We start from the raw sequence: 25688 nt of genomic DNA, 5'->3' as shown, positions 1-25688 counted from the left end.
ATGCAAACTCGTGACGATATCTTCAACACCCTGCGCGACGCCTTGGTGGAACTGTTTGAACTGCCCCCGGAACGCGTCACCCTCGACGCCAACCTGTACCAGGACCTGGAAATCGACAGCATCGACGCCGTGGACCTGATCGACCACATCAAGCGCCAGACCGGCAAGAAAATCGCCGCCGAAGAGTTCAAGGCGGTACGCACGGTGAACGACGTGGTAGAGGCGGTGTACCGTCTGGTCCAGCCCGCCGCATGAGCCGGCTGATCGGCCTTGGCCTGTTATTGGCGGGGCTGCTGTACCCCTTCGCGGTGTATTACGGCACCGAGCACTTTGCACCTTGGCAGTTCGGCTTGCTGCTGGGCAGCCTGTGGCTGTTGCGCGCGCTCACCGCTGCGCGGCGCCCGGGCAGCCGTTGGATGGCGGTGGTGGTGATCGTGTTTTGCCTGGCACTGGCATGGTTCGATAACCCCCAGTGGCTGCGTTGGTACCCGAGCCTGGTCAGCGGATTCATGCTGGCGCTGTTCGGCCTGAGCCTGAAGTACGGCCCGCCGATGGTCGAGCGCCTGGCACGCATGACCGACCCGCACCTGCCGCCCCACGCGGTGGTGTATACCCGCCGGGTCACGCTCGTGTGGAGTGTGTTTTTTCTCTGTAATGGCCTGCTCGCCGCCGCGCTCACCCTGTGGGCGCCGCTGAGCTGGTGGACGTTGTACAACGGCCTGATCGCCTACGGGTTGATGGGCTTGTTGTTTGCCGTGGAATGGCTGGTACGACAAAGGGTTCGAGGCCGCGTATGAAAGGGTTGAAACTTGAGCACTTGCTGCTTGAGCCACTGCAAGATCGCGGGGTGACCGCCGAGCCCCTCATGAATCACGCGCAACTGTGCGAGCACTCCCTGAGCCTCGCCGCAGGCCTCAAGGCCCGGGGTATCCGGCGCCTGGCCGTGCACCTGGAAGACGCCGGCCTGCTGGCGATTGCGCTGCTGGGCGCCTGGCGGGCCGGTGCGAGCGTACTGCTGCCCGCCGACCTGCAACCCAAGACGGGCCAGCGCTGGGCCGACGCCGTGGATGCCTGGCTGGTCGAAGCCAGCGACCTGGATGCGCTGTATCAAGCGCCCTTGAGTGCCGCCGCCCTCGACCTGGACAACTGCCAACTGAGCCTGTGCACCTCCGGCTCCAGCGGCGAGCCCAAGCGCATCGACAAGTCCCTGCGCCAGTTGGCCAATGAAGTAGAGGCGCTGGAAGCCCTGTGGGGCAAAGATCTCAAGGACGCCTGCATCATCGGCAGCGTCGCTACCCAGCATATCTACGGCTTGCTGTTTCGCGTGTTGTGGCCGCTGTGTGCCGGCCGCACCTTTGTACGCAAGCAACTGGCGTTCCCCGAAGACATGCAGCGCGCCAGCCGTGAGCACCCGCAATTTGCCTGGGTGGCCAGCCCGGCGCTGCTCAAGCGCATGGGCGACAACCTCGACTGGCCGGCACTGAGCCAGGTTGCAAGGGTATTTTCCTCCGGTGGCGCGTTGCCGGTTGATGCGGCCGGCAGCCTCTACGACCGTTTACAGCAATGGCCCACAGAAATCCTCGGCAGCTCGGAAACCGGCGGCATCGCCTGGCGCCAGGGTGCGCAACCCTGGCAGCCGTTTGCCGACGTGCAACTGAGCCAGGATGCCGACGGCGCTTTACGCATCGCCTCAAAGTACTTGCCCGAAGGGCATGTCGAACAGACAGCCGACGCCGTTCGCCTGCATGCCGATGGGCGCTTCGAACTGCTGGGCCGCCTGGACCGTATCGTCAAGCTGGAAGAAAAACGCATCTCCCTGCCGATGTTGGAACAAGCGCTGATCGCACATGAATGGGTGTGCGACACCCGCCTGGGCGTGGTGCAGGAAAACCGTGCGTCCCTGGGTGCCGTGGTGGTGCTCACCGACGCGGGGCTGCATGCCTTGCGCAACCAGGGACGCCGCACGCTCACCCAGACCCTGCGCCAGCACCTGAGCCAACATTGCGAAGCCCTGGCCTTGCCACGCCGCTGGCGCTTGTTGCGCCAACTGCCGCTGAACAGCCAGGGCAAATTGCCCCAGGCCGATATCGAAGCCTTGTTGCTGGCGCCTCGCCCCAAGGGGCCTGAGGTGTTGGCACAAGTCGAAACCGAAGGTGAATGGACCTTGCAACTGAGCATCCCACCGGACCTGGCCTATTTCAGCGGGCACTTCCCGGTCACCCCGGTATTGCCGGGGGTGGTGCAGGTGGAATGGGCGTTCAACCTGGGCCAACAATTGCTCGACCTGCCAACCCGGTTCGCCGGCATGGAAGTGCTCAAGTTCCAGCAACTGGTGCGCCCGGGCGATCACATCGAATTGCATCTGCGCTTTGATCGGGAGCGTAGCAAACTGTACTTCGCCTATCGCAATGGGGTTGCAGCGTGCTCAAGCGGGCGGATCGTGCTGGAGGCCGCGCATGCATAACCTGTTCTTGTGGCGAGGGAGCTTGCTCCCGCTGGAGTGCGAAGCGCTCCCAACCCAGGCATCACCCACTCCCAGGATGATCTCGGTCGCCTCCATTGGGGCTGCTTCGCAGCCCAGCGGGAGCAAGCTCCCTCGCCACGGGGTTTGCGCAGGCTTTGAATATGCATAACCCCTGCGCTTTGATCCCGGTATACAACCACGAAGCCGCCGTGCCGGCCGTGGTCCACAGTGTGCTGAAGAGCGGCCTGCCCTGCCTCTTGGTGGACGATGGCAGCAGCGCCGCGTGCGCAGCCGTGCTGGCGCAGTTGGCGACGCTGGATAACGTCACCCTGCTGACCCTGCCCAGCAACCAGGGCAAGGGCGCCGCCGTGATGGCCGGTTTTCGCGAAGCAGCACGGCAGGGCTATACCCACGCCCTGCAAGTGGACGCCGATGGCCAGCACGACCTGCGCGAAGTCCAGACCTTTATCCACACCTCACGCCAGCACCCCGAGGCCGTCATCTGCGGCTACCCCGAATACGACGACAGCGTGCCCAAGGGTCGCCTGTACGCACGTTACCTGACCCACGTGTGGGTGTGGATCAATACCCTATCGCTTGAGATTCGCGACTCGATGTGCGGCTTTCGCGTGTACCCACTGGCGCCGACCCTGGCGCTGATGGACTCGGCCTACATTGGCACGCACATGGATTTCGACTCGGACATCCTGGTACGCCTGGCCTGGCGCAACCAGCCGATGCGCTGGCTGCCCACCCAGGTGCACTACCCCACCGACGGCCTGTCGCACTTTCGCTTGTTGCGTGACAACCTGCGCATCAGCGCCATGCACACGCGGTTGTTCTTCGGCATGCTCGTGCGCGCGCCGATGATCCTGTGGCGACGGTGGCAAGCATGAACGACAGCACCAAGCATTGGGCCGACCGCGAGGAACGCGGCAGCTTCTGGCTGATGAAATTCACCGCGGTCGCGGTCAAAGTCCTCGGCCGTCGCCTATTGAGCCCGTTGCTCTACAGCATCGTCTTTTACTTCTTCCTGTTCGGCCGCACCGCACGCCACAGCGCCTGGCAATACCAGCAGCGGCTGGCGCAATGGAGCGGGCGCGATGACTTGCTGCCGAGCCACCGCACAGTCTTTGCCCAGTTCATGGCCTTCGCCGATTCGCTGCTCGACAAGCTGGACGTGTGGAACGGCAAGCTGCGCCTGGAGCAAATCGAAATCAACGACCCGGCACAGTTACGCAGCCAACTGCGTGGCGAGCGCGGGCAAATGCTGGTGGGCGCGCACCTGGGTAACCTGGAAGTGTGCCGCGCCCTCGCGGAGATTGGTGAGCAGGTCACCATGAATGTGCTGGTGCACACCAAGCACGCCGAGCGTTTCAACCGTCTGCTGGGCGAGGCCGGCGCGACCCATTTGCGCCTGATCCAGGTCAGCGAATTGGACCCGGCCACCATGCTGCTGCTCAGCCAGCGCCTGGACGATGGCGAGTGGCTGGCGATTGCCGGCGACCGCATCCCGCTGCACGGCGGGCGCACGGTGCGCGTGGACTTCCTCGGACACACGGCGGCATTTCCCCAAGGCCCATGGCTGCTGGCGGGCTTGCTCAAGTGCCCGGTCAATCTGCTGATGTGTCTCAAGCACCAGGACCGCTATCGCCTGACTATCGAGCCCTTTGCCGATTTGATCGAATGGAAGCGCAGCACCCGTGAGCAAGTCATTGCCGAATGGACCACCCGCTACGCCGCACGCCTGGGCCAGTTCTGCCTGCAAGCGCCCCAACAATGGTTCAACTTTTACCCTTTCTGGAAGACCGATGACGACGCCTCTTGAGCCCATCACCTTTGGTGAACGCCCCCTGCGCATCGAAGACGTGCTGGCCCTGGCCAACCGCCAGGTGCCCACTCGCCTGCAGGACGATGCCGCGTACCGCCAACGCATCGCCAAGGGCGCGCAGTTCCTCGACTCGCTGCTGGACAAGGAAGGCGTGATCTACGGCGTGACCACCGGCTACGGCGACTCCTGCGTAGTGGCGGTGCCGCTGGAGCACGTCGAAGCCTTGCCGCGTCATCTGTACACCTTTCACGGTTGCGGCCTGGGCAAATTGCTTGATGCCCAGGCTACTCGCGCCGTACTGGCGGCGCGTTTGCAGTCGCTGTGCCATGGCGTGTCCGGGGTGCGTGTGGAACTGCTGGAACGCCTGCATGCCTTCCTCGAAAACGATGTGTTGCCACTGATCCCGGAAGAAGGCTCGGTGGGCGCCAGTGGTGATCTGACGCCGCTGTCCTATGTGGCTGCGACCTTGTCCGGCGAACGTGAAGTGCTGTTCCGTGGCAAACGCCGCCCGGCGGCCGACGTACACCGCGAGCTGGGCTGGGAGCCGCTGGTATTGCGGCCCAAGGAAGCCCTGGCACTGATGAACGGCACCGCGGTGATGACTGGCCTGGCCTGCCTGGCCTTTGCCCGCGCCGACTACCTGTTGCAACTGGCCACGCGCATCACCGCGCTCAACGTGGTGGCGCTGCAAGGTAACCCGGAACACTTCGACGAACGCCTGTTCGCCGCCAAGCCGCACCCTGGGCAGATGCAAGTCGCCGCGTGGCTGCGCAAGGACCTGGCCATCGACGCGCCCACCGCCCCCCTGCATCGCCTGCAAGACCGTTATTCGTTGCGCTGCGCGCCCCATGTGCTCGGTGTATTGGCGGACAGCCTGAACTGGCTGCGCTCGTTCATCGAGATCGAACTGAACAGCGCCAACGACAACCCGATCATCGACGCCGAAGAAGAACGTGTGCTGCATGGCGGGCACTTCTACGGCGGGCATATCGCCTTCGCCATGGACAGCCTCAAGACCCTGGTCGCCAACGTTGCCGACCTGCTCGACCGCCAGCTCGCACTGTTGGTGGACGTGCGCTACAACCATGGCCTGCCGAGCAACCTCTCAGGCGCCCCGGCTGACCGCGCCATGATCAACCACGGCTTCAAGGCCGTGCAGATCGGCACCAGCGCCTGGACCGCCGAAGCGCTGAAAAACACCATGCCGGCCAGCGTGTTCTCGCGCTCCACCGAGTGCCATAACCAGGACAAGGTGAGCATGGGCACCATCGCTGCCCGCGATGCGATCCGCGTGCTGGAGTTGACCGAACAGGTTGCCGCCGCGACCTTGCTCGCCGCCAACCAAGGCGTGTGGCTGCGCGCCCAGGCCGAGGATGCCCGCCCACTGCCACCAGCACTGGCCGCGATGCACGCCGAACTGGCCCAGGACTTTGCGCCGGTCATCGAAGACCGCGCCCTGGAAGGCGAACTGCGCCTGTGCCTGCAACGTATCGCCGCGCAACACTGGAGGCTGCATGCGTAGCCCCGGCGTGTTGCACAGCGACACTGAAATCCTTGTGCCTTTTTTCGACATCGACACCATGAACGTGGTGTGGCACGGGCATTACGTGAAGTACCTGGAAGTGGCGCGCTGTGCGTTGCTGGACAAGATCGGCCATAACTATACGGCGATGCTCGAAGCCGGCTACGCCTGGCCGGTGATCGACATGCAGCTACGTTATGTGCGTGGCGCGACCTTCGGCCAGACCATCAATGTGCGCGCCAGCCTGGTGGAGTGGGAGAATCGTTTGAAGGTCAATTATTTGATCACCGACCTGGCCAGCGGCGAGCGCTTGACCCGCGCCAGCACCGTGCAAGTGGCGGTGCAAATCGCCAGTCGCGAAATGCAGCTTGCCTCGCCCAAAGTCTTTACCGACGCCGTAGAGAGAGCCCTGGAATGAGACCCCCTGTAGGAGCGAGCTTGCTCGCGAAGATCGCCAACGATAACGCGGGGCGCCTGACACCCCGTGGGGCCCTCAGGTTTTTCGCGAGCAAGCTCGCTCCTACGGTGGCTGCGTTGTTGCTGAGCTTCAGCGCCCAGGCTTTTGACTTGCAGCAGTTGAGCGATCAGCTTGCCAAACCCTCCGTGATCCACGGCAACTTCACCCAGGAAAAGCACCTGCGCGCCCTGCCCCAGCCATTGGTGAGCAAAGGCACCTTCGTGCTCGCCAAGGATCACGGCCTGCTGTGGCTGTTGAAAACTCCGCTGCAACAGGACTACCGCATCACCTCCCAAGGCATTGCCCGCCGTGACGCCAATGGCTGGCAACTACTGCCAAACAAGAGTGCCGGCGCCGAACAGAATCGTTTGTTCCTGGCGGTACTGCAGGGCGACAGCAGTGGCCTGCAGCGCGACTTCGACCTGCAACTGCAAGGCGAGGCCCAACAATGGAAGCTCACGCTGACCCCGCGTTCGCTGCTGCTCAAGCAAGTGTTCACCCAGATCAATATCGACGGTGGCGCACTGGTGCGCACCATTGAACTGCTGGAAACCCAAGGCGACAGCACGCTGTTGCGCATGCAGGACAGTACCGCCGACCAGCCGGTGAGCAATGCGGAGCAACACGACTTTGCCCAGTGAGCGCCTGCTGCCGCGCCTGTTCCTGACCTTGCTGGTGGCCGTGCTGGCCCTGGCAGGCTGGCAGTGGCGTGACGGCGCGCCGTTGTCGGCCAACCTGATGGAACTGGTGCCCGGCAGCACGCCGGACGCCTTGGAACTGCAAGCCGAACAGCGCATGCAAGAGCCGCTCAACCGCGAAATGCTGGTACTGGTGGGGCATGCCGACCGCCAGCAAGCGGTGGCCGTGGCGCAGCAACTGGGTGAGCGTTGGCAGGCCAGCGGCCTGTTTGAAAAGGTGCAGTGGAACCTGCAAGCCGACTTGCCAGCGTTGCGCGAACAACTGCTGCGTGGGCGTTTGTCGATGCTCTCGTCCAAGGACCGCGAACAACTGATCCAGCAGCCTGAGGCGTTCATCCAGCAACGCGTGCAATCGCTGTTCGACCCCTTCACCGGTTTCAGCCTGGTGCCAAGCCAGGACGATTGGCTCGGCCTCACCGGGCGCATCCAGAACAGCCAACCGCAACACGGTGCGGTGCAAATGGACATCGGCAGCGGCGCCTTGATCGCCGATGCCGACGGCAAAAGCTGGGTGCTGCTGCGGGCCCGCACTACCGGCAACGCCTTCGACATGAAGTTGCCGCTGCAAGTGGCGGACTTGCTGAAGGCCAGCCGCGAGCAAGCCAGCGCACACGGCGCGCAGCTGCTCGCCGCCAGCGGTTTGCTCTATGCGGCCAACGGGCAACAGCAGGCCACTCGGGAAATGACCTGGGTCGGCGGCGGCGCCACCCTGGGCATCCTGTTATTACTGCTGCTGGCGTTCCGACGCTGGCGGGTGTTGCTGGCATTCGTGCCGGTACTGGTGGGCATGCTGTTTGGCGCGGTGGCATGTGTGGCGCTGTTTGGGCATATGCATGTGATGACCCTGGTGCTGGGTTCCAGCCTGATCGGCGTGGCAGTGGATTACCCGCTGCATTACCTGTCCAAAAGCTGGAGCCTGCAGCCGTGGCGCAGTTGGCCGGCGTTGCGCCTGACCCTGCCAGGGCTAAGCCTGAGCCTGGCCACCAGCGCTATCGGCTACCTGGCGCTGGCCTGGACGCCTTTCCCGGCGCTGACCCAGATTGCGGTGTTCTCGGCTGCCGGTTTGGTCGGTGCCTATTTGTGCGCCGTGTGCCTGTTGCCCGCGCTGCTCAAGGGCGTGGAACTGCGCCCGGCGCAATGGCCGCTGCGTGTCGCCCAAAGCCTATGGCAGCTGCGCACGGCCTTGCTCAAACGCGTGCCCAGTTCGGTACTGCTGGTGGGGGTGCTGCTGTTCTGCGCGGCGGGCCTGTGGCAACTGAACACTAAAAACGATATCCGCCAATGGATCGGTGCGCCGCCGCAGTTGCTGCACGAAGCCCAGGCCGTGGCGCGCATCACCGGGTTCCAGCCCACCAGCCAGTTTTTCCTGGTGCGAGCGGACAATCAGCAGCAGTTGCTGGAGCGCCAGGCCGCCCTGGGCAAACGCTTGGACCAGTTGGTGCAGATGGACAAGCTCCAGGGCTACCTGGCGCTCAATCAACTGGTCAACCTCCCCGCCGAACAACAACAGTTGCGCGAGGCGCTGAACAACCTGGCGCCGCACTGGCAACCGCTACTGGACCTCGGCGTGCCCCTCAGCGCCCTGCAAGCCGAAGTGGCGCAGTTGCAGGCGCTGCCCACCGCAGACATCGGCGCCGCATTGCAAGGCCCGCTGGCCGAGCCGTGGCGCACGCTGTGGCTGGGCCCGGTGGACGGTGGCGTGGCGGCCATGGTCAGCCTGCAAGGCTTGAACAACCCGGCGCTGCTGCGGGTGCAGGCACTGGACTTGCCCGGCGTGCAGTTGGTGGACCGCTTGGGTGACTTGAACCGGGTGTTTGCCGACACGCAGATCAGCGCTGCCGAATTGAAGTTGCTGTCTTGCGTGCTGATCGTGCTATTGCTGATTGCGCCCTTCGGCTTTGGCGGCGCCTTACGTATCGTTGCCTTGCCGCTGCTGGCTGCGTTGTGCAGCCTGGCCAGCCTCGGTTGGCTGGGCCAGCCGCTGACTTTGTTCAGCCTGTTTGGCCTGCTGCTGGTCACGGCCATCAGCGTCGACTATGCGATTTTAATGCGCGAGCAGATCGGCGGCCCTGCCGTCAGCCTGTTGGGAACGCTGCTGGCGGCGCTGACGACCTGGTTGTCGTTCGGCCTGCTGGCCGTCTCTAGTACACCGGCCGTGAGCAATTTCGGCTTGTCTGTCAGCCTGGGCCTGGCGTTCAGCTTTATGCTGGCGCCCTGGGCCGGTCGGCAGAAACACGCCTTATGAATGTGATTAGCGCCCATGCGGCAAGGAGCCCTCGTGCCCACAGTTGAAATGGAACGTCGCCAGGTGGTGGTGATCGGTGCCGGGCCTTCCGGTGCCATCGCGGCCGCGCTGTTAAAGCGCAAAGGGCATGATGTATTGATCATCGAGCGCGAGCATTTCCCGCGTTTCTCGATTGGCGAAAGCCTGCTGTCGCACTGCATCGACTTCATCGAAGAAGCCGGCATGCTCGACGCTGTGCAAGCTGCAGGCTTCCAGGTAAAAACCGGCGCCGCATTCGCTTGGGGCGAGCGCTACAGTGCCTTTGATTTCAGCGACACCTTCAGCAACGGCAAGCCCACCACCTTCCAGGTGCAGCGCGGCGAGTTCGACAAATTGCTGGCCGACCAGGCGGCGTTGCAAGGCGTGGAAATCCGCTACGGCCAAACCATTGTCGGCGTGGATTTTTCTGCCGAGAGCCGGTATTTGCATGTACGCCGCCAGAATGGCAGCGAGTACCACCTCAAGGCCAGGTTCGTGCTCGATGCCAGCGGCTACGGCCGTGTGTTGCCACGCCTGCTGGACCTGGAAGCACCGTCGAATTTCCCGCTGCGCCAGGCCGTATTCACCCACGTCGAAGACCGTATCGAACACCCAGGCTTTGACCGCAGCAAAATCCTGGTGACCACTCACCCGACCAAGCGCGATATCTGGTTCTGGACCATCCCGTTCAGTAACGGCCGTTGCTCGGTAGGCGTGGTCGCAGCCAAAGAGCATTTCGAGGGTGCCGACAGCGACCTCGACGCCTGCCTGCGCGGCTTTGTCGAGCAAACCCCAAGCCTGTCCGCCGTGCTGCAAAACGCCGTCTGGGATACCCCGGCGCGCACCATCGGCGGCTACTCGGCCAACGTCAAAACCCTGCACGGCCCAGGCTTTGCGCTACTGGGCAATGCGGCGGAATTCCTCGACCCGGTGTTCTCTTCCGGCGTGACCATTGCCATGCGTTCGGCCAGCATGGCCGCAGGAGTACTGCACCGCCAATTGAGCGGCGAAACGGTGGACTGGCAAACCGAGTTCGCCGAACCGCTCAAGCGCGGTGTCGATACCTTCCGTTGCTACGTCGAGGGCTGGTACGCGGGCACGTTCCAGGACGTGATTTTCCATCCTGGCAGTTCACCGGAGATTCGCCGCATGATCAGCTCTATCCTGGCCGGTTACGCCTGGGATGAACGCAACCCGTTTGTCAGCGAGCCGAAACGGCGCTTGCGGATGTTGTCGGATATTTGTGCGAGTGAAGCGGTATGAGCAGCCCTGGCGTTGAAAAAAACTACCTGAGTCAAAACTACGTCGAAGAAACCAAGTTCGGCTTCTGGTTCCTGCGCAGCCATACCTGGCAGCATCACGTATTGCGCGTGGCGATCAATGACCTGCGCAGCCTGTTCAGCGAGCCGCTGCCGGTGGCGCCGGTGTTGCTGGATGCCGGTTGCGGCCAGGGCAAATCCTTCCAGTTGCTGCATCAGGTGTTCGCGCCTTCGCGCCTGATCGGCCTGGATGCCGACCCTCACAGCCTGGCACTGAGCCGTGAAGAAGCCGCGCGGCTGGGCCTGGACGTCGAGCTGATCGGCAGCGACTGCGCGACCCTCAACCTAGCGGATGCCAGCGTCGATATCCTGTTCTGCCACCAGACCTTCCATCATCTGGTGGAACAACATCGCGCACTCAAGGAGTTCTATCGGGTGCTCAAGCCGGGCGGCTATCTGCTGTTTGCCGAATCCACCGAAGCCTACATCGACACCTGGGTGATTCGCTGGCTGTTCCGCCACCCGATGCATGTGCAGAAAAGCGCCGAAGAGTACCTGGAGATGCTGCGCGAGCAGGGCTTTGAGTTCGCTGCTCAGAACATTTCGTACCCTTACTTGTGGTGGAGCCGTTCCAGTGACTTCGGCCTGCTGGAACGTTGGGGCCTGCGCAAGGCACCGCCGGTGGGTCAGCGCGAGGAAACCCTGGTCAACTGCGTGGCCCGTAAACCTGTGGAGAATGCGGCCCCATGATGCGCCTGCTGTTGATAAGTTGCCTGTTGCTGCTCAGCGCCTGTGCCAGCCAGGCGCCGCTGCCGGAAAAAATGCCGGCCCTGGCCTTGCCGATGCAATTGCATGTGCAGCGCCTGGCGGACAGCCAGAGCCAGGACTGGCTGCTGGTGATCCAGCGCGAAGGCCGCGCGATTCGCTGGTCGATGATGGACCCGCTGGGCATTCCGCTGGCCCGGCAAAAACTGCTTGATGGGCAGTGGCAGGCAGACGGCTTGCTGCCGCCCAACCCCCAGGCGCGCACGCTATTTGCCGCGCTGCTGTTTGCCCTGACCGCGCCTGGTGACGTACCAGCGTTGTATCCCACTGCCCAGGCCATGGACCTGACGCGCACGCTGCCGGGCCACTGGCAGATCGTCTACCAGTCTTCGGAGGTGTTCAGCGTGAACATGGCCGACCCGCCGCTGAGTTACCGCATCAGCCCGCTGGGTGTGAGCCGATGACCGCCTACCTCAACGCCCTTGGCGTGATCTGCGCCCTTGGCCGTGGCCAGGCGCAAGTCAGCCGCAAGCTGTTTGCCGGCGACTGTTCGGGCATGCGTGCCGAAAGCGGCTGGGTGCCGGAACGCGTAGTGCCGGTGGCCGCCGTATACGGCGAACTGGCGAGCCTGCCCCCGGAACTGGCCCAGCAAAGCAGTCGCAATAACCAGTTGCTGTTGGAAGCGGCGCTGCAGATCGAAGATCAGATTCGTCAGGCCATCCAAACCTACGGCGCTGACCGGGTCGGGGTTGTGCTGGGCACCAGCACCTCGGGCATTGACGAAGCCAGCCGTGGCATTGCCCATTACCTGCAGAACACGCAGTTCCCCGCTGACTACGATTACCAGCAACAGGAACTCAGCGCCCCGGCCAACTTCCTCGCCGACTGGTTGAACGTGAGCGGCCCGGCCTATGTGATTTCCACCGCCTGCACCTCCAGCGCCCGAGCATTGATGAGCGCCCAGCGTCTGTTGGACCTGGGGGTGTGCGATGCGGTGATCTGCGGCGGCGTGGACAGCCTGTGCAAGCTGACGCTGAACGGGTTTACCGCGCTGGAAGCAGTGTCTGCCGAGCGCTGTAATCCGTTCTCGGTGAACCGCAACGGCATCAATATCGGTGAAGCGGCGGTGCTGTTCCTGATGAGCCGTGAGCCGGCCCCCATCGCCTTGCTGGGCAGCGGCGCCAGTTGCGACGCGCACCATATCTCTGCGCCCGAGCCCAGTGGCAAGGGCGCGTTGCTGGCCATGCGCAAGGCCTTAGCCTGCGCGAAGCTTTCGCCCGAGCAGATCGGCTACCTGAACCTGCACGGCACCGCGACCCAACACAACGACGCCATGGAAAGCCTGGCGGTCGCCAGCCTGTTTCCCGGCGGCGTCGCCTGCTCATCGACCAAGCCCATGACCGGCCACACCCTCGGCGCTGCCGGGGCCCTGGAAGCCGCGTTCTGCTGGCTGAGCCTGACCCATCGCCTGCTGCCACCCCACGTATGGGACGGCCATCCCGACCCGGCGCTGCCCGCCTTGCAATGGGTGCGCAGCGGCGACAGCTTGAAAAAAACCTGCCTGATGAGCAACTCGTTTGCCTTCGGCGGTAACAATGTCAGCCTGATAATCGCAGAGGCCCCATGATCGATTGGCCACTTGCCGAACTGCTGCCCCATGCGGGCGACATGATCCTGATCGACCAGGTGCTGTCGTTCGATGAAGAGCAGATCCACACCCGCGTCACCGTCAAGCCCGGCGGCCTGTTCAACCGTGCTGACGGTAGCCTGCCCGCCTGGGTCGGTATCGAGCTGATGGCGCAAAGCGTCGCCGCCTATGCCGGTTGCCATGCACGCCAGCAAGGCAAGGCCGTGGAACTCGGTTTCCTGTTGGGCACACGTAAGTTCGAGTGCAACGTGGAGCACTTCCCGGCCGGTGCCGAGCTGCATATCCACGGCCTGCGCTCCCTGGAAGACGACAACGGCATGGGCGTGTTCGAATGCCACCTCACCGGCGACGGTATCCAGGCCAGCGCGCGCCTGAACGTATTTCGACCGCCCCAGGCGGCCAACTATTTAGATGAATCGAAGGACGATACGCCATGACTGAATCCGTACTGGTCACCGGCTCCAGCCGTGGTATCGGCCGCGCCATTGCCCTGCGCCTGGCCCAGGCCGGCCATGACATCGTGCTGCATTGCCGCAGCGGTCGTGCCGAAGCCGACGCGGTACAGCTCGAGGTCCAAGCCCTGGGGCGCGAGGCACGCGTGCTGCAGTTCGACGTGGCGGATCGCGCTGCGTGCAAAGAGATCCTTGAGGCCGATGTGGAGCGGCATGGCGCCTATTACGGCGTGGTGCTCAATGCCGGCCTGACCCGCGACGGCGCCTTTCCTGCGCTGTCGGAAGACGATTGGGATGTGGTGATGCGCACCAACCTGGATGGTTTCTACAACGTGCTGCACCCGGTGATGATGCCGATGATTCGGCGCCGCGCCGCCGGGCGTATCGTGTGCATCACCTCGGTGTCCGGGCTGATCGGCAACCGCGGCCAGGTCAACTACAGCGCCTCCAAAGCCGGCTTGATCGGCGCGGCCAAGGCGCTGGCCATCGAATTGGGCAAGCGCAAGATCACCGTCAACTGCGTGGCGCCGGGCCTGATCGACACCGCGATGCTGGATGAAAACGTGCCGGTAGAAGAACTGATGAAAATGATCCCGGCCCAACGCATGGGCACGCCGGAAGAAGTCGCCGGCGCCGTGAACTTCCTGATGTCGGCCGAAGCCGGCTACATCACGCGTCAGGTGCTGGCCGTAAACGGGGGCCTGTGCTGATGAAGCGCGTTGTCGTCACCGGCATGGCCGGCGTGACCTCCCTGGGCAGCGACTGGGACACCATCGCCGCGAACTTTCGCGCCAACCGCAGCGGCATCCGGCGCATGGATGAGTGGGACCGTTTCACCGAATTGAACACGCGCCTGGCCGGCCCTATCGACGATTTCGTCGTGCCTGCTCACTGGACGCGCAAGCAACTGCGCAGCATGGGCCGCGTCTCGCGCCTGGCCGTGTGGGCGGCGGAGCAGGCGTTGCAAGACGCCGGCCTGCTCGGCGACGAGTCGATCAAGGACGGGCGCATGGGCGTGGCCTGTGGCTCGTCCACCGGCAGCACCGATGAGATCAAGGCGTTTGGCAATATGCTGCTCAATTCGGTGGCCGAGGGGCTCAATGCCAATTCCTATGTACGCATGATGCCCCACACCACGGCGGCAAATATCAGTATCTTCTTTGGCCTCACGGGCCGGCTGATTCCTACCTCCAGCGCCTGCACCAGCGGCAGCCAGGGCATCGGCTACGCCTATGAGGCAATCAAGTTCGGGCGCCTGCCGTTGATGCTCGCGGGCGGCGCAGAAGAACTGTGCCCCACCGAAGCCATGGTGTTCGATGCGTTGTACGCCACCAGCCTGAAAAACGATGCGCCGCAAACCAGCCCGCGCCCCTACGACAGCGGCCGCGATGGCCTGGTGATCGGTGAAGGTGGCGGCATGTTGGTGCTCGAAGAGTTGGAACACGCACTCGCGCGAGGCGCGCATATTCATGCGGAGCTGGTCGGCTTCGGCAGCAACGCCGACGGCCAGCACACCACCCGCCCGGAACAGAAAACCATGCGCCGCGCCATGGAGCTGGCCCTGGAAGACGCAGGTCTTGAACCGTCCGCCATTGGCTACGTGAACGGCCACGGCACGGCTACCGATCAGGGCGACATCGCTGAAACCCTGGCCACCAGCAGCCTGTTTGGCAGCCGCATGCCGATCAGTTCACAGAAGAGTTTCCTCGGCCACACCCTGGGTGCCTGCGGCGCGCTGGAATCGTGGTTCAGCATCGAGATGATGAACCGCGACCAGTACGTGCACACCTTCAACCTGGACGCGGTCGACCCGCAATGCGGCGAGCTGGACTACCTGCAAGGTGGCTTTCGCCAGATGCACAACGACTACGTGATGAACAACAACTTTGCCTTCGGCGGCGTCAACACCTCGTTGATCTTCCGCCGCTGGAGCTGACTTTTTAATCGACTGGAGAAAACGGAATGTCTTCCCTGCTACGCGCTACCCTGATCACCCTGGCCCTGCTGACCACGGCTGGCTGCACCAGCAAACCGGTGCTCAACACCCAGCACGAGTTGCCGGCCACGAGCCAGGTCAGCGAGGAAAAAATGAAACAGGTGATCGTCGCCGCCCTGCAAAAACGCGAGTGGACGGTACAACGCCTGAGCCCGCAACTGGTGCAGGCCGAGATCACCGTGCGCGGCCAGTTCTACGCCGCCATAGACATCCGCTACACCCGCAACAGCTACGCCATCACCTACCGCGACAGCCGCGACCTGGGCTACAAGGACGGGAAGATCCATCGCAACTACAACCGTTGGGTGAGCATGCTGGATCGGGATATTCTGGCGGGGTTGCGGACTTACAGCGTGAATGAAGCAAATACTTCGCCCCAAAACTGACCCCCTTGTGGCGAGGGAGCTTGCTCCCGCTGGACTGCGCAGCAGGCCCATTTTTTAGGGCCGCTACGCGACCCAGCGGGAGCAAGCTCCCTCGCCACAGGTTATTGAGCGGCCTTACGCGTCAACAACTCCACAAACCCTTTCGCCATTGGCGTTTGCGCGCCCTTGCGCTGCACCAGCCACACCGCCGTCACTGCCTGCGGGTCGAGCAAGGTGCGATAGACCACGCCATCAATGCGGATGCGCTGGTAAGACGCCGGCAGCACCGACACCCCCAACCCCGCCGCCACAAGGCCGATGATGGTCATTGCTTCCCCTGCTTCCTGAGCAAAGTGCGGGCTGAACCCGGCGTCGCGAGCGAGGTTGAGCAACTGCGCGTACAAGCCGCTGCCGTAACTGCGCGGGAAGAACACGAAAGGCTCCTCGGCCAATTGCTCCAGATGCAAGCCGCGCTCGCTGCCTTGCGCCAACGGGTGGCCGGCGCTCAATACCGCGACCAAGGGTTCGCGCATCAACTCGATCACGTTCAGTGAGTCGGGCAAGGGCAAAGGCCGCATCAACCCAACCTGAATCGACTCGTCCACCAGCGACTCGGCCACTTGGGTGCTGCTCATTTCTTGCAGGTTCAGATGCACCGCCGGGAATGCCTGGCGGAAGGCAAAGATCGCCTGGGGAATGCTGGCGTTGAACGGCGCAGACGAGGTGAAGCCGATCTTCAATTCACCCAGTTCCCCCAACTGCGCACGCCGCGCCACATCTGCCGCCTTGTCGACCTGGGCCAGCACCAGCCGTGCCTCTTGCAAGAACAAGCGCCCGGCCTCGCTCAGCTCGACCCGACGATTGGTACGCTCGAACAAGCGTGCGCCCAGCTCGTGTTCCAGCGCCTGTATCTGCTGGCTCAGGGGCGGCTGCGAGATGCCCAGCACCTGCGCGGCGCGGCCGAAGTGCAGCTCTTCGGCAACGGCGATGAAGTAGCGCAAATGGCGAAATTCCATGCAAGCCTCATTAGGTCGTAAAAGCTATCAAACAGGTCGAACAATATATTGGAAAGAATCATTAGCCAGCTATATTCTTTTTCGTATTGTCAGTCCTGGCAGACTTTCCTCCCCGAGGTCCCCCGTGAATCCTGCTGTTGCCCCACTTGCCCAACACACCTCGCCCTCAGCCCTTGATGACGTAGTGGCGCAGCTCAACGACGCGTACATCGAAAAAGGCACGCCGATGTTCATGCGCACCGTGCTGGCCCTGTTCTCCGGCGGCTTCGCCACGTTCGCCCTGTTGTATTGCGTACAGCCGATGATGCCGGCGCTGTCCCATGAGTTTTCCATCAATGCGGCGCAAAGCAGCCTGATTCTATCCGTCGCCACGGCGATGCTCGCTTGCGGCCTGCTGATCACCGGGCCGATATCCGACAGGCTGGGGCGCAAGCCGGTGATGGTCGCTGCGTTGTTCTGTGCGGCGCTGGCCACCATCGCCAGCGGCTTGATGCCGAGCTGGGAGGGCATCCTGTTGATGCGTGCACTGGTGGGCCTGTCCTTGAGCGGCCTGGCCGCCGTGGCCATGACCTACCTCAGCGAAGAGATCCACCCGCAGCACATCGGCCTGGCCATGGGCCTGTACATCGGCGGCAACGCGATTGGGGGCATGAGCGGGCGCCTGATCATCGGCGTGTTGATCGACTTCGTCAGTTGGCACACTGCAATGCTGATCATCGGCGCCCTGGCGTTGATCGCTGCCACGGTGTTCTGGAAGATCCTCCCCGAATCGCGCAACTTCCGCGCCACCAGCCTCAAGCCACGCAGCCTGGTGGACGGCTTTGTCATGCACTTCAAGGACGCCGGCCTGCCGTGGCTGTTTCTCGAAGCCTTCCTGCTGATGGGCGCCTTCGTGACGATGTTCAACTACATCGGCTATCGCCTGCTGGCCTCCCCCTACGAGCTGAGCCAGGCGGTGGTCGGTTTGCTGTCAGTGGTGTACCTCTCGGGCATCTACAGCTCGGCCAAGATCGGCTCACTGGCCGACCGCCTCGGCCGCCGCCGCGTGCTATGGGGCACCATCGTGCTGATGCTCGCCGGCATGGCCCTGACGCTGTTCACCCCGCTGTGGTTGGTGGTGCCAGGCATGCTGGTGTTCACCTTCGGCTTCTTCGGCGCCCACTCGGTCGCCAGCAGCTGGATCGGCCGCCGCGCAGTGAAAGCCAAGGGGCAGGCGTCGTCGCTGTACCTGTTCTGCTATTACGTGGGGTCGAGCATTGCCGGGACTGCGGGTGGGTTTTTCTGGCACTTTGCCGGGTGGAACGGGATTGGCGGGTTTATCGTCGCGCTGCTGATTGGCGCGTTGCTGGTGGCGTTGAAGCTGGCGAAGTTGCCGCCACTGGGCCATGTGAAAGCCTGAGGCGACTGGCTTTATGTGGGAGCTGGCTTGCCTGCGATAGCGGTGTTGAATTCGCCGCCGCCATCGCAGCGATGCGGCGACCCGACAAGCCAGCTCCCACATTTTGTTTTGCGTTTTACTCGTGGTATTGCGCCGATAGTTCGTGCACTGCGCGCAAGAACGCACCCGCGTGCTCCGGGTTCACTTCCGGTGTGATGCCGTGGCCAAGGTTGAACACGTGGCCACTGCCCTTGCCATAGCTGGCCAGGATGCGTCCGACTTCGGCGCGGATCGCTTCTGGCTTGGCGTACAGCACGGTCGGGTCCATGTTGCCTTGCAGGGCAACCTGGTTGCCGACGCGACGGCGCGCTTCGCCGAGGTCGCAGGTCCAGTCCAGGCCCAATGCATCGGCGCCCGCGTCAGCGATGCTTTCCAGCCACAGGCCGCCGCCTTTGGTGAACATGATCACCGGAACCTTGCGGCCTTCGTGTTCACGGATCAGGCCGCTGACGATCTTGCGCATGTAGGCCAGGGAGAACTCCTGGTACGCCGCCGACGACAGGTTGCCACCCCAGGTGTCGAAAATCTGTACCGCTTGGGCGCCTGCCATGATCTGGCCGTTGAGGTAGGACGTGACCGACTGCGCCAGCTTGTCCAGCAACAGGTGCATGGCTTGCGGGTTGTCGTAGAGCATGGCTTTGGTCTTGCGGAAGTCTTTCGACGAGCCGCCTTCAACCATGTAGGTGGCCAGGGTCCAGGGGCTGCCGGAGAAACCGATCAGCGGCACGCGGCCGTTGAGCTCGCGGCGGATGGTGCTCACAGCATCCATCACGTAGCCCAGGTCTTTGTGTGGGTCAGGGATCGGCAGGGCTTCGATATCGGCCAGGGTGCTGACGACTTTCTTGAAGCGCGGGCCTTCGCCGGTTTCGAAGTACAGGCCTTGGCCCATGGCATCCGGGATGGTGAGGATATCGGAGAAGAGGATGGCCGCATCCAGTTGTGGGTAGCGGTCCAGCGGCTGCATCGTGACTTCGCAGGCGAACTCCGGGTTCATGCACAGGCTCATGAAATCACCGGCGTTGGCGCGACTGGCGCGGTATTCCGGCAGATAGCGACCGGCTTGACGCATCATCCACACCGGGGTGACGTCTACGGGTTGCTTGAGCAGGGCACGAAGGAAACGGTCGTTCTTGAGGGCAGTCATGTCGGCATCCGCAAAAAAAGTGCGGGCATTTTCTCAGAGCGCGACGCAAAAGGCACGGAATGCACCGTGCCTTTTGTCTATCGGGTCAATTTGTCGCGGCAATGCCGCCGCAGGATCGCTCCCACGCTCCGCGTCATGCTGTTCGGGACGCGGAGCGTCCTGGCGGCATTCCCACGCAGAGCGTGGGAACGATCATCAGACTTGCAGGTAGTCCAGGATGCCTTCGGCGGCGTTACGGCCTTCGAAGATCGCGGTGACCACAAGGTCCGACCCACGCACCATGTCGCCACCGGCGAAGATCTTCGGGTTGCTGGTCTGGTGCTTGTACTGGCCTTGTTCCGGGGCCACGACGCGGCCCTGGCTGTCGGTCTGGATTTCGAACTGCTCGAACCACGACGCCGGGCTTGGGCGGAAACCGAAGGCGATGACCACGGCGTCGGCCGGGATGATTTCTTCGGAACCCGGGATCGGCTCGGGGCTGCGACGGCCACGGGCGTCCGGTTCGCCGAGACGGGTCTCGACCACCTTCACACCTTCCACACGGTCTTCACCGACGATGGCGATCGGCTGGCGGTTGTAGAGGAATTTCACGCCTTCTTCCTTGGCGTTCTTCACCTCTTTGCGCGAGCCGGGCATGTTGGCTTCGTCACGGCGATAAGCGCAGGTCACCGACTTGGCGCCCTGGCGGATCGAGGTGCGGTTGCAATCCATCGCGGTGTCGCCACCGCCCAGCACCACGACCTTCTTGCCCTTCATGTCGACGAAATCTTCCGGCGACTTTTCAAAGCCCAGGTTGCGGTTGACGTTGGCGATCAGGAAGTCGAGCGCGTCATACACGCCGGGCAAGTCCTCACCGGCAAAGCCGCCCTTCATGTAGGTGTAGGTGCCCATGCCCATGAACACCGCATCGTATTCGGCGAGCAGTTGCTCCATGGTGATGTCTTTGCCGATTTCGGTATTGAGGCGGAACTCGATACCCATGCCAGTGAACACTTCGCGACGGTGGCTGAGTACGGTTTTTTCCAGCTTGAATTCAGGGATACCGAAGGTCAGCAGGCCACCGATTTCCGGGTTCTTGTCGAACACCACCGGAGTCACGCCGCCACGCACCAGCACGTCGGCACACCCCAGGCCAGCAGGGCCCGCGCCGATGATCGCGACGCGCTTGCCGGTTGGCTTGACCTTGGACATGTCCGGGCGCCAGCCCATGGCGAACGCCGTATCGGTGATGTACTTCTCCACCGAACCGATGGTCACCGCGCCGAAGCCGTCGTTGAGGGTGCAGGCACCTTCACACAGACGGTCTTGCGGGCACACCCGGCCGCAGACTTCCGGCAGGGTGTTGGTCTGGTGCGACAGCTCGGCGGCGGCGAGGATGTTGCCCTCGGCCACCAGTTTGAGCCAGTTGGGAATGAAGTTGTGCACCGGGCACTTCCATTCGCAATACGGGTTACCGCACCCCAGGCAACGGTGGGCCTGGTCGGCCGAGTGCTGGGGTTTGAAGGGTTCGTAGATTTCCACGAACTCTTTCTTGCGTTGACGCAACAGTTTCTTCTTCGGATCTTTGCGCCCGACATCGATGAACTGGAAGTCGTTATTCAGACGTTCAGCCATGTTAAAACCTCATCAAACTGTTCAGGCGCATATCACTGCGGGTTGGCACGGATGCTGGAAAGCAACGATTTCAGGTTGGCAGCCTTGGGCTTGACCAGCCAGAAACGACGCAGGTAATCATCGAGGTTTTCGGCGAGGTTACGACCCCATTCGCTGCCGGTTTCCTCGACGTACTCGTCCAGCACGTGCTGCAAGTGGTTCCGGTAGGACTCCATGGCTTCGCCGCTGATGCGCTGGATCTCGACCAGCTCGTGGTTGACCTTGTCGACGAAGGTGTTGTCCTGGTCGAGCACGTAGGCGAAACCGCCGGTCATGCCCGAACCGAAGTTGTAACCGGTCTTGCCCAGTACCGCGACAAAGCCTCCGGTCATGTACTCGCAGCAGTGATCGCCAGTGCCTTCCACCACGGTGTGAGCACCGGAGTTACGCACGGCGAAACGCTCACCGGCAGTACCTGCGGCAAACAGCTTGCCACCGGTGGCGCCGTACAGGCAGGTGTTGCCGATGATGGCACTGTCCTGGGTCTTGTACACGCTGCCAGCCGGCGGAACGATGACCAGTTTGCCGCCAGTCATGCCCTTGCCCACGTAGTCGTTGGCGTCGCCTTCCAGGTACATGTGCAGGCCGCCGGCGTTCCACACGCCGAAGCTCTGGCCCGCAGTGCCCTTGAAGCGGAAGGTGATCGGCGCTTTCGCCATGCCCTGGTTGCCGTGCTTGCGTGCGATTTCGCCGGAGATGCGTGCGCCGATGGAACGGTCGCAGTTGCAGATATCCAGGGCGAACTCGCCACCACTGGCGTCGTTGATCGAGGAGCCGGCCATTTCGACCATTTTCTCGGCCAGCAGGCCTTTGTCGAACGGTGGGTTGCGGTCCACCTGGCAGAATTGTGGCTTGTCTGCCGGGATGTGATCGCTGCCCAACAGCGGGGTGAGGTCCAGATGTTGTTGCTTGGCGGTCTGGCCTTCGAGGATGTCCAACAGGTCGGTGCGACCGATCAGCTCTTCCAGCGAACGCACGCCCAATTTGGCCAGCCACTCACGGGTTTCTTCGGCGACGTAGGTGAAGAAATTCACCACCATGTCGACGGTGCCGATGTAGTGATCCTTGCGCAGTTTTTCGTTCTGAGTCGCTACGCCGGTGGCGCAGTTGTTCAGGTGGCAGATGCGCAGGTATTTGCAGCCCAGGGCGATCATGGGCGCAGTACCGAAGCCAAAACTTTCGGCGCCGAGGATCGCGGCCTTGATCACATCGAGGCCGGTTTTCAGGCCGCCGTCGGTCTGTACTCGCACCTTGCCGCGCAGGTCGTTGCCGCGCAGGGTCTGGTGGGTTTCGGCCAGGCCGAGTTCCCACGGTGCACCGGCGTACTTGATCGAGGTCAGCGGCGAAGCGCCGGTGCCGCCGTCGTAGCCGGAGATGGTGATCAGGTCGGCATAGGCCTTGGCCACACCGGCGGCGATGGTGCCGACGCCGGCTTCTGCCACCAGTTTCACCGAGACCAGGGCCTGGGGGTTGACTTGTTTCAAGTCGAAAATCAGCTGCGACAAGTCTTCAATCGAGTAAATGTCGTGGTGCGGCGGTGGCGAGATCAACGTCACGCCCGGCACCGCATAGCGCAGCTTGGCGATCAAACCGTTTACCTTACCGCCTGGCAATTGACCACCCTCACCCGGCTTGGCGCCTTGGGCCACCTTGATCTGCAGCACCTCGGCATTCACCAGGTACTCCGGGGTCACCCCGAAACGGCCGGTGGCCACCTGCTTGATCTTCGAGCTTTTGAGCGTGCCGTAGCGCGCCGGGTCTTCACCGCCTTCGCCGGAGTTGGAACGCGCACCCAGGCGGTTCATGGCTTCGGCCAGGGCTTCGTGAGCCTCGGGCGACAGGGCGCCCAGGGAAATACCGGCGGAGTCGAAGCGCTTGAGGATCGAATCCAGCGGCTCGACCTGGCTGATGTCCATCGGCGTGTCCAGGGTCTTCACCTTGAACAGGTCGCGGATCATCGACACCGGGCGGTTGTCCACCAGGCTCGTGTATTCCTTGAACTTGGCGTAGTCGCCCTGCTGCACAGCGGCTTGCAGGGTGTTGACCACGTCCGGGTTGTAAGCATGGTATTCGCCACCGTGCACGAACTTGAGCAGGCCACCTTGCTGGATCGGCTTGCGCGCGCTCCAGGCCTCCAAGGCCAGGGCTTTTTGCTCGGCTTCGATGTCGACGAAACGCGCACCCTTGATGCGGCTCGGTACGCCACGGAAACTCAGCTCGCAGACTTCTTCGGACAGACCGATGGCTTCGAACAACTGAGCACCACGGTACGAGGTGACCGTGGAGATACCCATCTTCGACAGAATCTTCAGCAAGCCCTTGGTGATGCCCTTGCGGTAGTTCTTGAACACCTCATAGAGGTCTCCCAGCACTTCACCGGTACGGATCAGGTCACCCAGCACTTCGTACGCGAGGAACGGGTACACCGCCGAAGCGCCGAAACCGATCAGCACCGCAAAGTGATGCGGGTCGCGGGCAGTGGCGGTTTCCACGAGGATGTTGGAGTCGCAGCGCAGGCCTTTTTCGGTCAGGCGGTGGTGCACCGCACCGGTCGCCAGGGACGCGTGGATCGGCAACTTGCCAGGCGCAATGTGGCGATCGGTCAGTACGATCTGGGTACGACCGGCACGCACGGCTTCTTCAGCCTGGTCAGCAACGTTACGCACTGCGGCTTCCAGGCCCAGGCTCTCGTCGTAGTTCAGGTCGATGATCTGACGATCGAAGCCCGGACGCTCCAGGGTCATCAGCGAGCGCCATTTGGCCGGGGAAATGACCGGCGAGCTGAGGATCACGCGGGAGGCATGCTCAGGCGATTCCTGGAAGATGTTGCGCTCGGCGCCGAGGCACACTTCCAAGGACATCACGATGGCTTCACGCAGCGGGTCGATCGGCGGGTTGGTCACCTGGGCGAACTGCTGGCGGAAGTAGTCGTACGGCGTGCGTACGCGCTGGGACAGCACGGCCATTGGCGTGTCATCGCCCATGGAGCCGACGGCCTCGTAGCCTTGCTCACCGAGCGGACGCAGCACCTGGTCGCGCTCTTCGAACGTAACCTGGTACATCTTCATGTACTGCTTGAGCTGGTCCACGTCATAGAAAGCCGAACCGTGGTCGTTGTCTTCCATGGTCGCCTGGATGCGCAGGGCGTTCTTGCGCAGCCATTGCTTGTACGGGTGACGGGACTTCAAGCGGTTGTCGATGGCGTCGGTGTCGAGGATCTGCCCGGTCTCGGTGTCCACGGCCAGGATCTGGCCAGGGCCCACACGGCCTTTGGCGATCACGTCTTCAGGCTTGTAGTCCCACACGCCGATTTCCGAGGCGAGGGTGATGAAACCGTTGGTGGTGGTCACCCAACGCGCCGGGCGCAGGCCGTTACGGTCGAGCAGGCACACCGCATAGCGGCCGTCGGTCATGACCACGCCGGCCGGGCCGTCCCACGGTTCCATGTGCATCGAGTTGTACTCGTAGAACGCACGCAGGTCCGGGTCCATCGTCTCGACGTTCTGCCACGCTGGCGGAATGATCATGCGCACGCCACGGAACAGGTCGATGCCGCCGGTGACCATCAGTTCGAGCATGTTGTCCATGCTGGAGGAGTCGGAACCCACGCGATTGACCAGCGGGCCGAGCTCTTCGAGGTCCATCAAATCGTTGGCGAACTTGGTGCGACGGGCCTGGGCCCAGTTGCGGTTGCCAGTGATGGTATTGATCTCGCCGTTGTGGGCGAGGAAGCGGAATGGCTGGGCCAGCGGCCATTTCGGCAGGGTATTGGTGGAAAAGCGCTGGTGGAACACGCAGATTGCGGTTTGCAGGCGCTCATCGCTCAGGTCTGGATAGAAGGCGGTGAGGTCCGCCGGCATCATCAGGCCTTTATAAATGATGGTCTTGTGGGAAAAGCTGCAGATGTAATGGTCGGTGTCGGCGGCGTTGAGCACCGACGAACGACGACGGGACGTGAACAGCTTGATCGCCATGTCCTGGTCGCTCAGGCCATCGCCTGCGATGAATACTTGTTCGATCTGCGGCAGGCGCTCCAGGGCCAGGCGGCCGAGTACGCTGGTGTCGATGGGCACTTTGCGCCATCCGACAATTTGCAGGCCGGCGGCGGCGATCTCGCGGTTCATGTTCTCGCGAGCGGCTTCGGCTTTTACCGGGTCCTGGTTGAAAAACACCATGCCCACGGCGTACTGCTTGGGCAGTTCGACCGCGAATTGCTCTTTGGCGACAGCGCGCAGGAACTGGTCGGGCTTTTGAATCAGCAAGCCACAGCCGTCACCGGTCTTGCCGTCGGCGTTGATCCCACCGCGGTGGGTCATGCAGGTCAGGGCCTCGATGGCCGTTTGCAAAAGGGTATGACTGGGTTCGCCCTGCATGTGGGCTATCAGGCCGAAACCGCAGTTATCCTTGAATTCATCGGGTTGGTACAGACCTGCTTTCATAGACACTTTCTCACCAGGCTGCCTCTTTTACCGAGGCAAATTTCTTTTCAATTCAACCAGTTACCTTCCACGCCGAACGTACGCCGGCTTAGCGGGGGCAAAAGGGAGGTCATTGTACACACCGACACAGACGCTCACAAATTTAGCGACGAAATGTCGCAAATCTATGTCGCATTTATGAAAGGTTTAAAGCGATATGCTGTGCTAGTCAAAACTTTTTTAATTCTGACCGCTACGACTCAAAAGCCACTGTGACGCAGACACCACAAAGCGCGCGG

Annotated in this window: 22 protein-coding genes; 18 read left to right on the top strand and 4 right to left on the bottom strand. The window is 62.7% G+C overall.

Features of this window, described 5'->3' with window-relative positions; translation table 11 throughout:
- The 17 genes from OC445_RS07780 to OC445_RS07700 all read left to right on the top strand — a co-directional run bounded on the left by OC445_RS07780 (position 1) and on the right by OC445_RS07700 (position 15741).
- Positions 1–255, top strand: coding sequence for an acyl carrier protein (locus OC445_RS07780; protein ID WP_003187949.1), 255 nt, complete (start codon positions 1–3; stop codon positions 253–255).
- Complete coding sequence (locus tag OC445_RS07775) at positions 252–797, top strand: membrane protein (protein ID WP_014716602.1); 546 nt, start codon at positions 252–254, stop codon at positions 795–797. The genes OC445_RS07780 and OC445_RS07775 overlap by 4 nt, the downstream gene beginning before the upstream one ends.
- On the top strand, positions 794–2464 hold the full coding sequence (locus OC445_RS07770) for an AMP-binding protein (protein ID WP_262020046.1): 1671 nt from the start codon (positions 794–796) through the stop codon (positions 2462–2464). Before OC445_RS07775 ends, OC445_RS07770 begins: the two co-directional genes overlap by 4 nt.
- Before the next feature lie 161 nt (positions 2465–2625).
- The gene (locus OC445_RS07765; RefSeq protein ID WP_060764890.1) at positions 2626–3360 is read left to right on the top strand and encodes a glycosyltransferase family 2 protein; all 735 of its coding nucleotides are present in this window, start codon (positions 2626–2628) and stop codon (positions 3358–3360) included.
- A complete protein-coding gene (locus tag OC445_RS07760) occupies positions 3357–4292 on the top strand; it encodes a glycosyl transferase (protein WP_259284901.1) in 936 nt (311 codons plus the stop codon). Before OC445_RS07765 ends, OC445_RS07760 begins: the two co-directional genes overlap by 4 nt.
- Entirely contained in the window at positions 4276–5817 is a 1542-nt protein-coding gene (gene hutH, locus OC445_RS07755; protein WP_060764889.1) for a histidine ammonia-lyase, read from the top strand. The genes OC445_RS07760 and hutH overlap by 17 nt, the downstream gene beginning before the upstream one ends.
- A complete protein-coding gene (locus OC445_RS07750; RefSeq protein ID WP_034125591.1) occupies positions 5810–6235 on the top strand; it encodes an acyl-CoA thioesterase in 426 nt (141 codons plus the stop codon). The genes hutH and OC445_RS07750 overlap by 8 nt, the downstream gene beginning before the upstream one ends.
- On the top strand, positions 6232–6915 hold the full coding sequence (locus OC445_RS07745; RefSeq protein ID WP_198790487.1) for an outer membrane lipoprotein carrier protein LolA: 684 nt from the start codon (positions 6232–6234) through the stop codon (positions 6913–6915). Before OC445_RS07750 ends, OC445_RS07745 begins: the two co-directional genes overlap by 4 nt.
- Positions 6887–9217 carry an MMPL family transporter gene (locus tag OC445_RS07740; RefSeq protein ID WP_262020045.1) on the top strand — a complete coding sequence of 777 codons (2331 nt, stop codon included), beginning with the start codon at positions 6887–6889 and terminating at the stop codon, positions 9215–9217. The genes OC445_RS07745 and OC445_RS07740 overlap by 29 nt, the downstream gene beginning before the upstream one ends.
- A 33-nt stretch (positions 9218–9250) precedes the next feature.
- Positions 9251–10498, top strand: a complete 1248-nt coding sequence (locus OC445_RS07735; protein ID WP_054896215.1) for an NAD(P)/FAD-dependent oxidoreductase — start codon at positions 9251–9253, stop codon at positions 10496–10498.
- Positions 10495–11244: a class I SAM-dependent methyltransferase gene (locus OC445_RS07730; protein ID WP_014716593.1), complete on the top strand. Its 750-nt coding sequence runs from the start codon at positions 10495–10497 to the stop codon at positions 11242–11244. Before OC445_RS07735 ends, OC445_RS07730 begins: the two co-directional genes overlap by 4 nt.
- Positions 11241–11723, top strand: a complete 483-nt coding sequence (locus OC445_RS07725; RefSeq protein ID WP_034125586.1) for a hypothetical protein — start codon at positions 11241–11243, stop codon at positions 11721–11723. The genes OC445_RS07730 and OC445_RS07725 overlap by 4 nt, the downstream gene beginning before the upstream one ends.
- A complete protein-coding gene (locus tag OC445_RS07720; RefSeq protein WP_054896212.1) occupies positions 11720–12886 on the top strand; it encodes a beta-ketoacyl-[acyl-carrier-protein] synthase family protein in 1167 nt (388 codons plus the stop codon). The genes OC445_RS07725 and OC445_RS07720 overlap by 4 nt, the downstream gene beginning before the upstream one ends.
- Complete coding sequence (locus OC445_RS07715; RefSeq protein ID WP_262020044.1) at positions 12883–13344, top strand: hotdog family protein; 462 nt, start codon at positions 12883–12885, stop codon at positions 13342–13344. The genes OC445_RS07720 and OC445_RS07715 overlap by 4 nt, the downstream gene beginning before the upstream one ends.
- Positions 13341–14069 (top strand): 3-oxoacyl-ACP reductase FabG, encoded by a 729-nt coding sequence (fabG, locus tag OC445_RS07710; RefSeq protein WP_057975401.1) that lies wholly within the window; start codon positions 13341–13343, stop codon positions 14067–14069. The genes OC445_RS07715 and fabG overlap by 4 nt, the downstream gene beginning before the upstream one ends.
- Positions 14069–15295, top strand: coding sequence for a beta-ketoacyl-ACP synthase (locus OC445_RS07705; protein ID WP_032893933.1), 1227 nt, complete (start codon positions 14069–14071; stop codon positions 15293–15295). Before fabG ends, OC445_RS07705 begins: the two co-directional genes overlap by 1 nt.
- Before the next feature lie 26 nt (positions 15296–15321).
- Positions 15322–15741, top strand: coding sequence for a hypothetical protein (locus OC445_RS07700; protein WP_003187927.1), 420 nt, complete (start codon positions 15322–15324; stop codon positions 15739–15741).
- A gap of 101 nt (positions 15742–15842) precedes the next feature.
- Here OC445_RS07700 and OC445_RS07695 read toward each other — a convergent pair whose 3' ends face one another.
- The gene (locus tag OC445_RS07695; RefSeq protein ID WP_034125583.1) at positions 15843–16736 is read right to left on the bottom strand and encodes a LysR family transcriptional regulator; all 894 of its coding nucleotides are present in this window, start codon (positions 16734–16736) and stop codon (positions 15843–15845) included.
- A 184-nt stretch (positions 16737–16920) separates the two neighbouring features.
- Between OC445_RS07695 and OC445_RS07690 the strand changes: the two genes are divergently transcribed.
- On the top strand, positions 16921–18135 hold the full coding sequence (locus OC445_RS07690) for an MFS transporter (protein ID WP_405647538.1): 1215 nt from the start codon (positions 16921–16923) through the stop codon (positions 18133–18135).
- A gap of 115 nt (positions 18136–18250) precedes the next feature.
- Here OC445_RS07690 and hemE read toward each other — a convergent pair whose 3' ends face one another.
- The 3 genes from hemE to gltB all read right to left on the bottom strand — a co-directional run bounded on the left by hemE (position 18251) and on the right by gltB (position 25410).
- Entirely contained in the window at positions 18251–19318 is a 1068-nt protein-coding gene (gene hemE, locus OC445_RS07685; RefSeq protein WP_034125581.1) for a uroporphyrinogen decarboxylase, read from the bottom strand.
- A 195-nt stretch (positions 19319–19513) separates the two neighbouring features.
- Positions 19514–20932, bottom strand: a complete 1419-nt coding sequence (locus OC445_RS07680; protein WP_046070563.1) for an FAD-dependent oxidoreductase — start codon at positions 20930–20932, stop codon at positions 19514–19516.
- A gap of 32 nt (positions 20933–20964) precedes the next feature.
- On the bottom strand, positions 20965–25410 hold the full coding sequence (gltB, locus tag OC445_RS07675) for a glutamate synthase large subunit (protein WP_198790482.1): 4446 nt from the start codon (positions 25408–25410) through the stop codon (positions 20965–20967).
- Positions 25411–25688: the final 278 nt, after the last annotated feature.

This window comes from Pseudomonas sp. Pse35 (assembly GCF_024519715.1).
GTDB classification, from domain to species: domain Bacteria; phylum Pseudomonadota; class Gammaproteobacteria; order Pseudomonadales; family Pseudomonadaceae; genus Aquipseudomonas; species Aquipseudomonas paracarnis.
The sequence above is the reverse complement of the archived record's forward strand: the minus strand, read 5'-3'. Positions and strand labels throughout refer to the sequence as shown.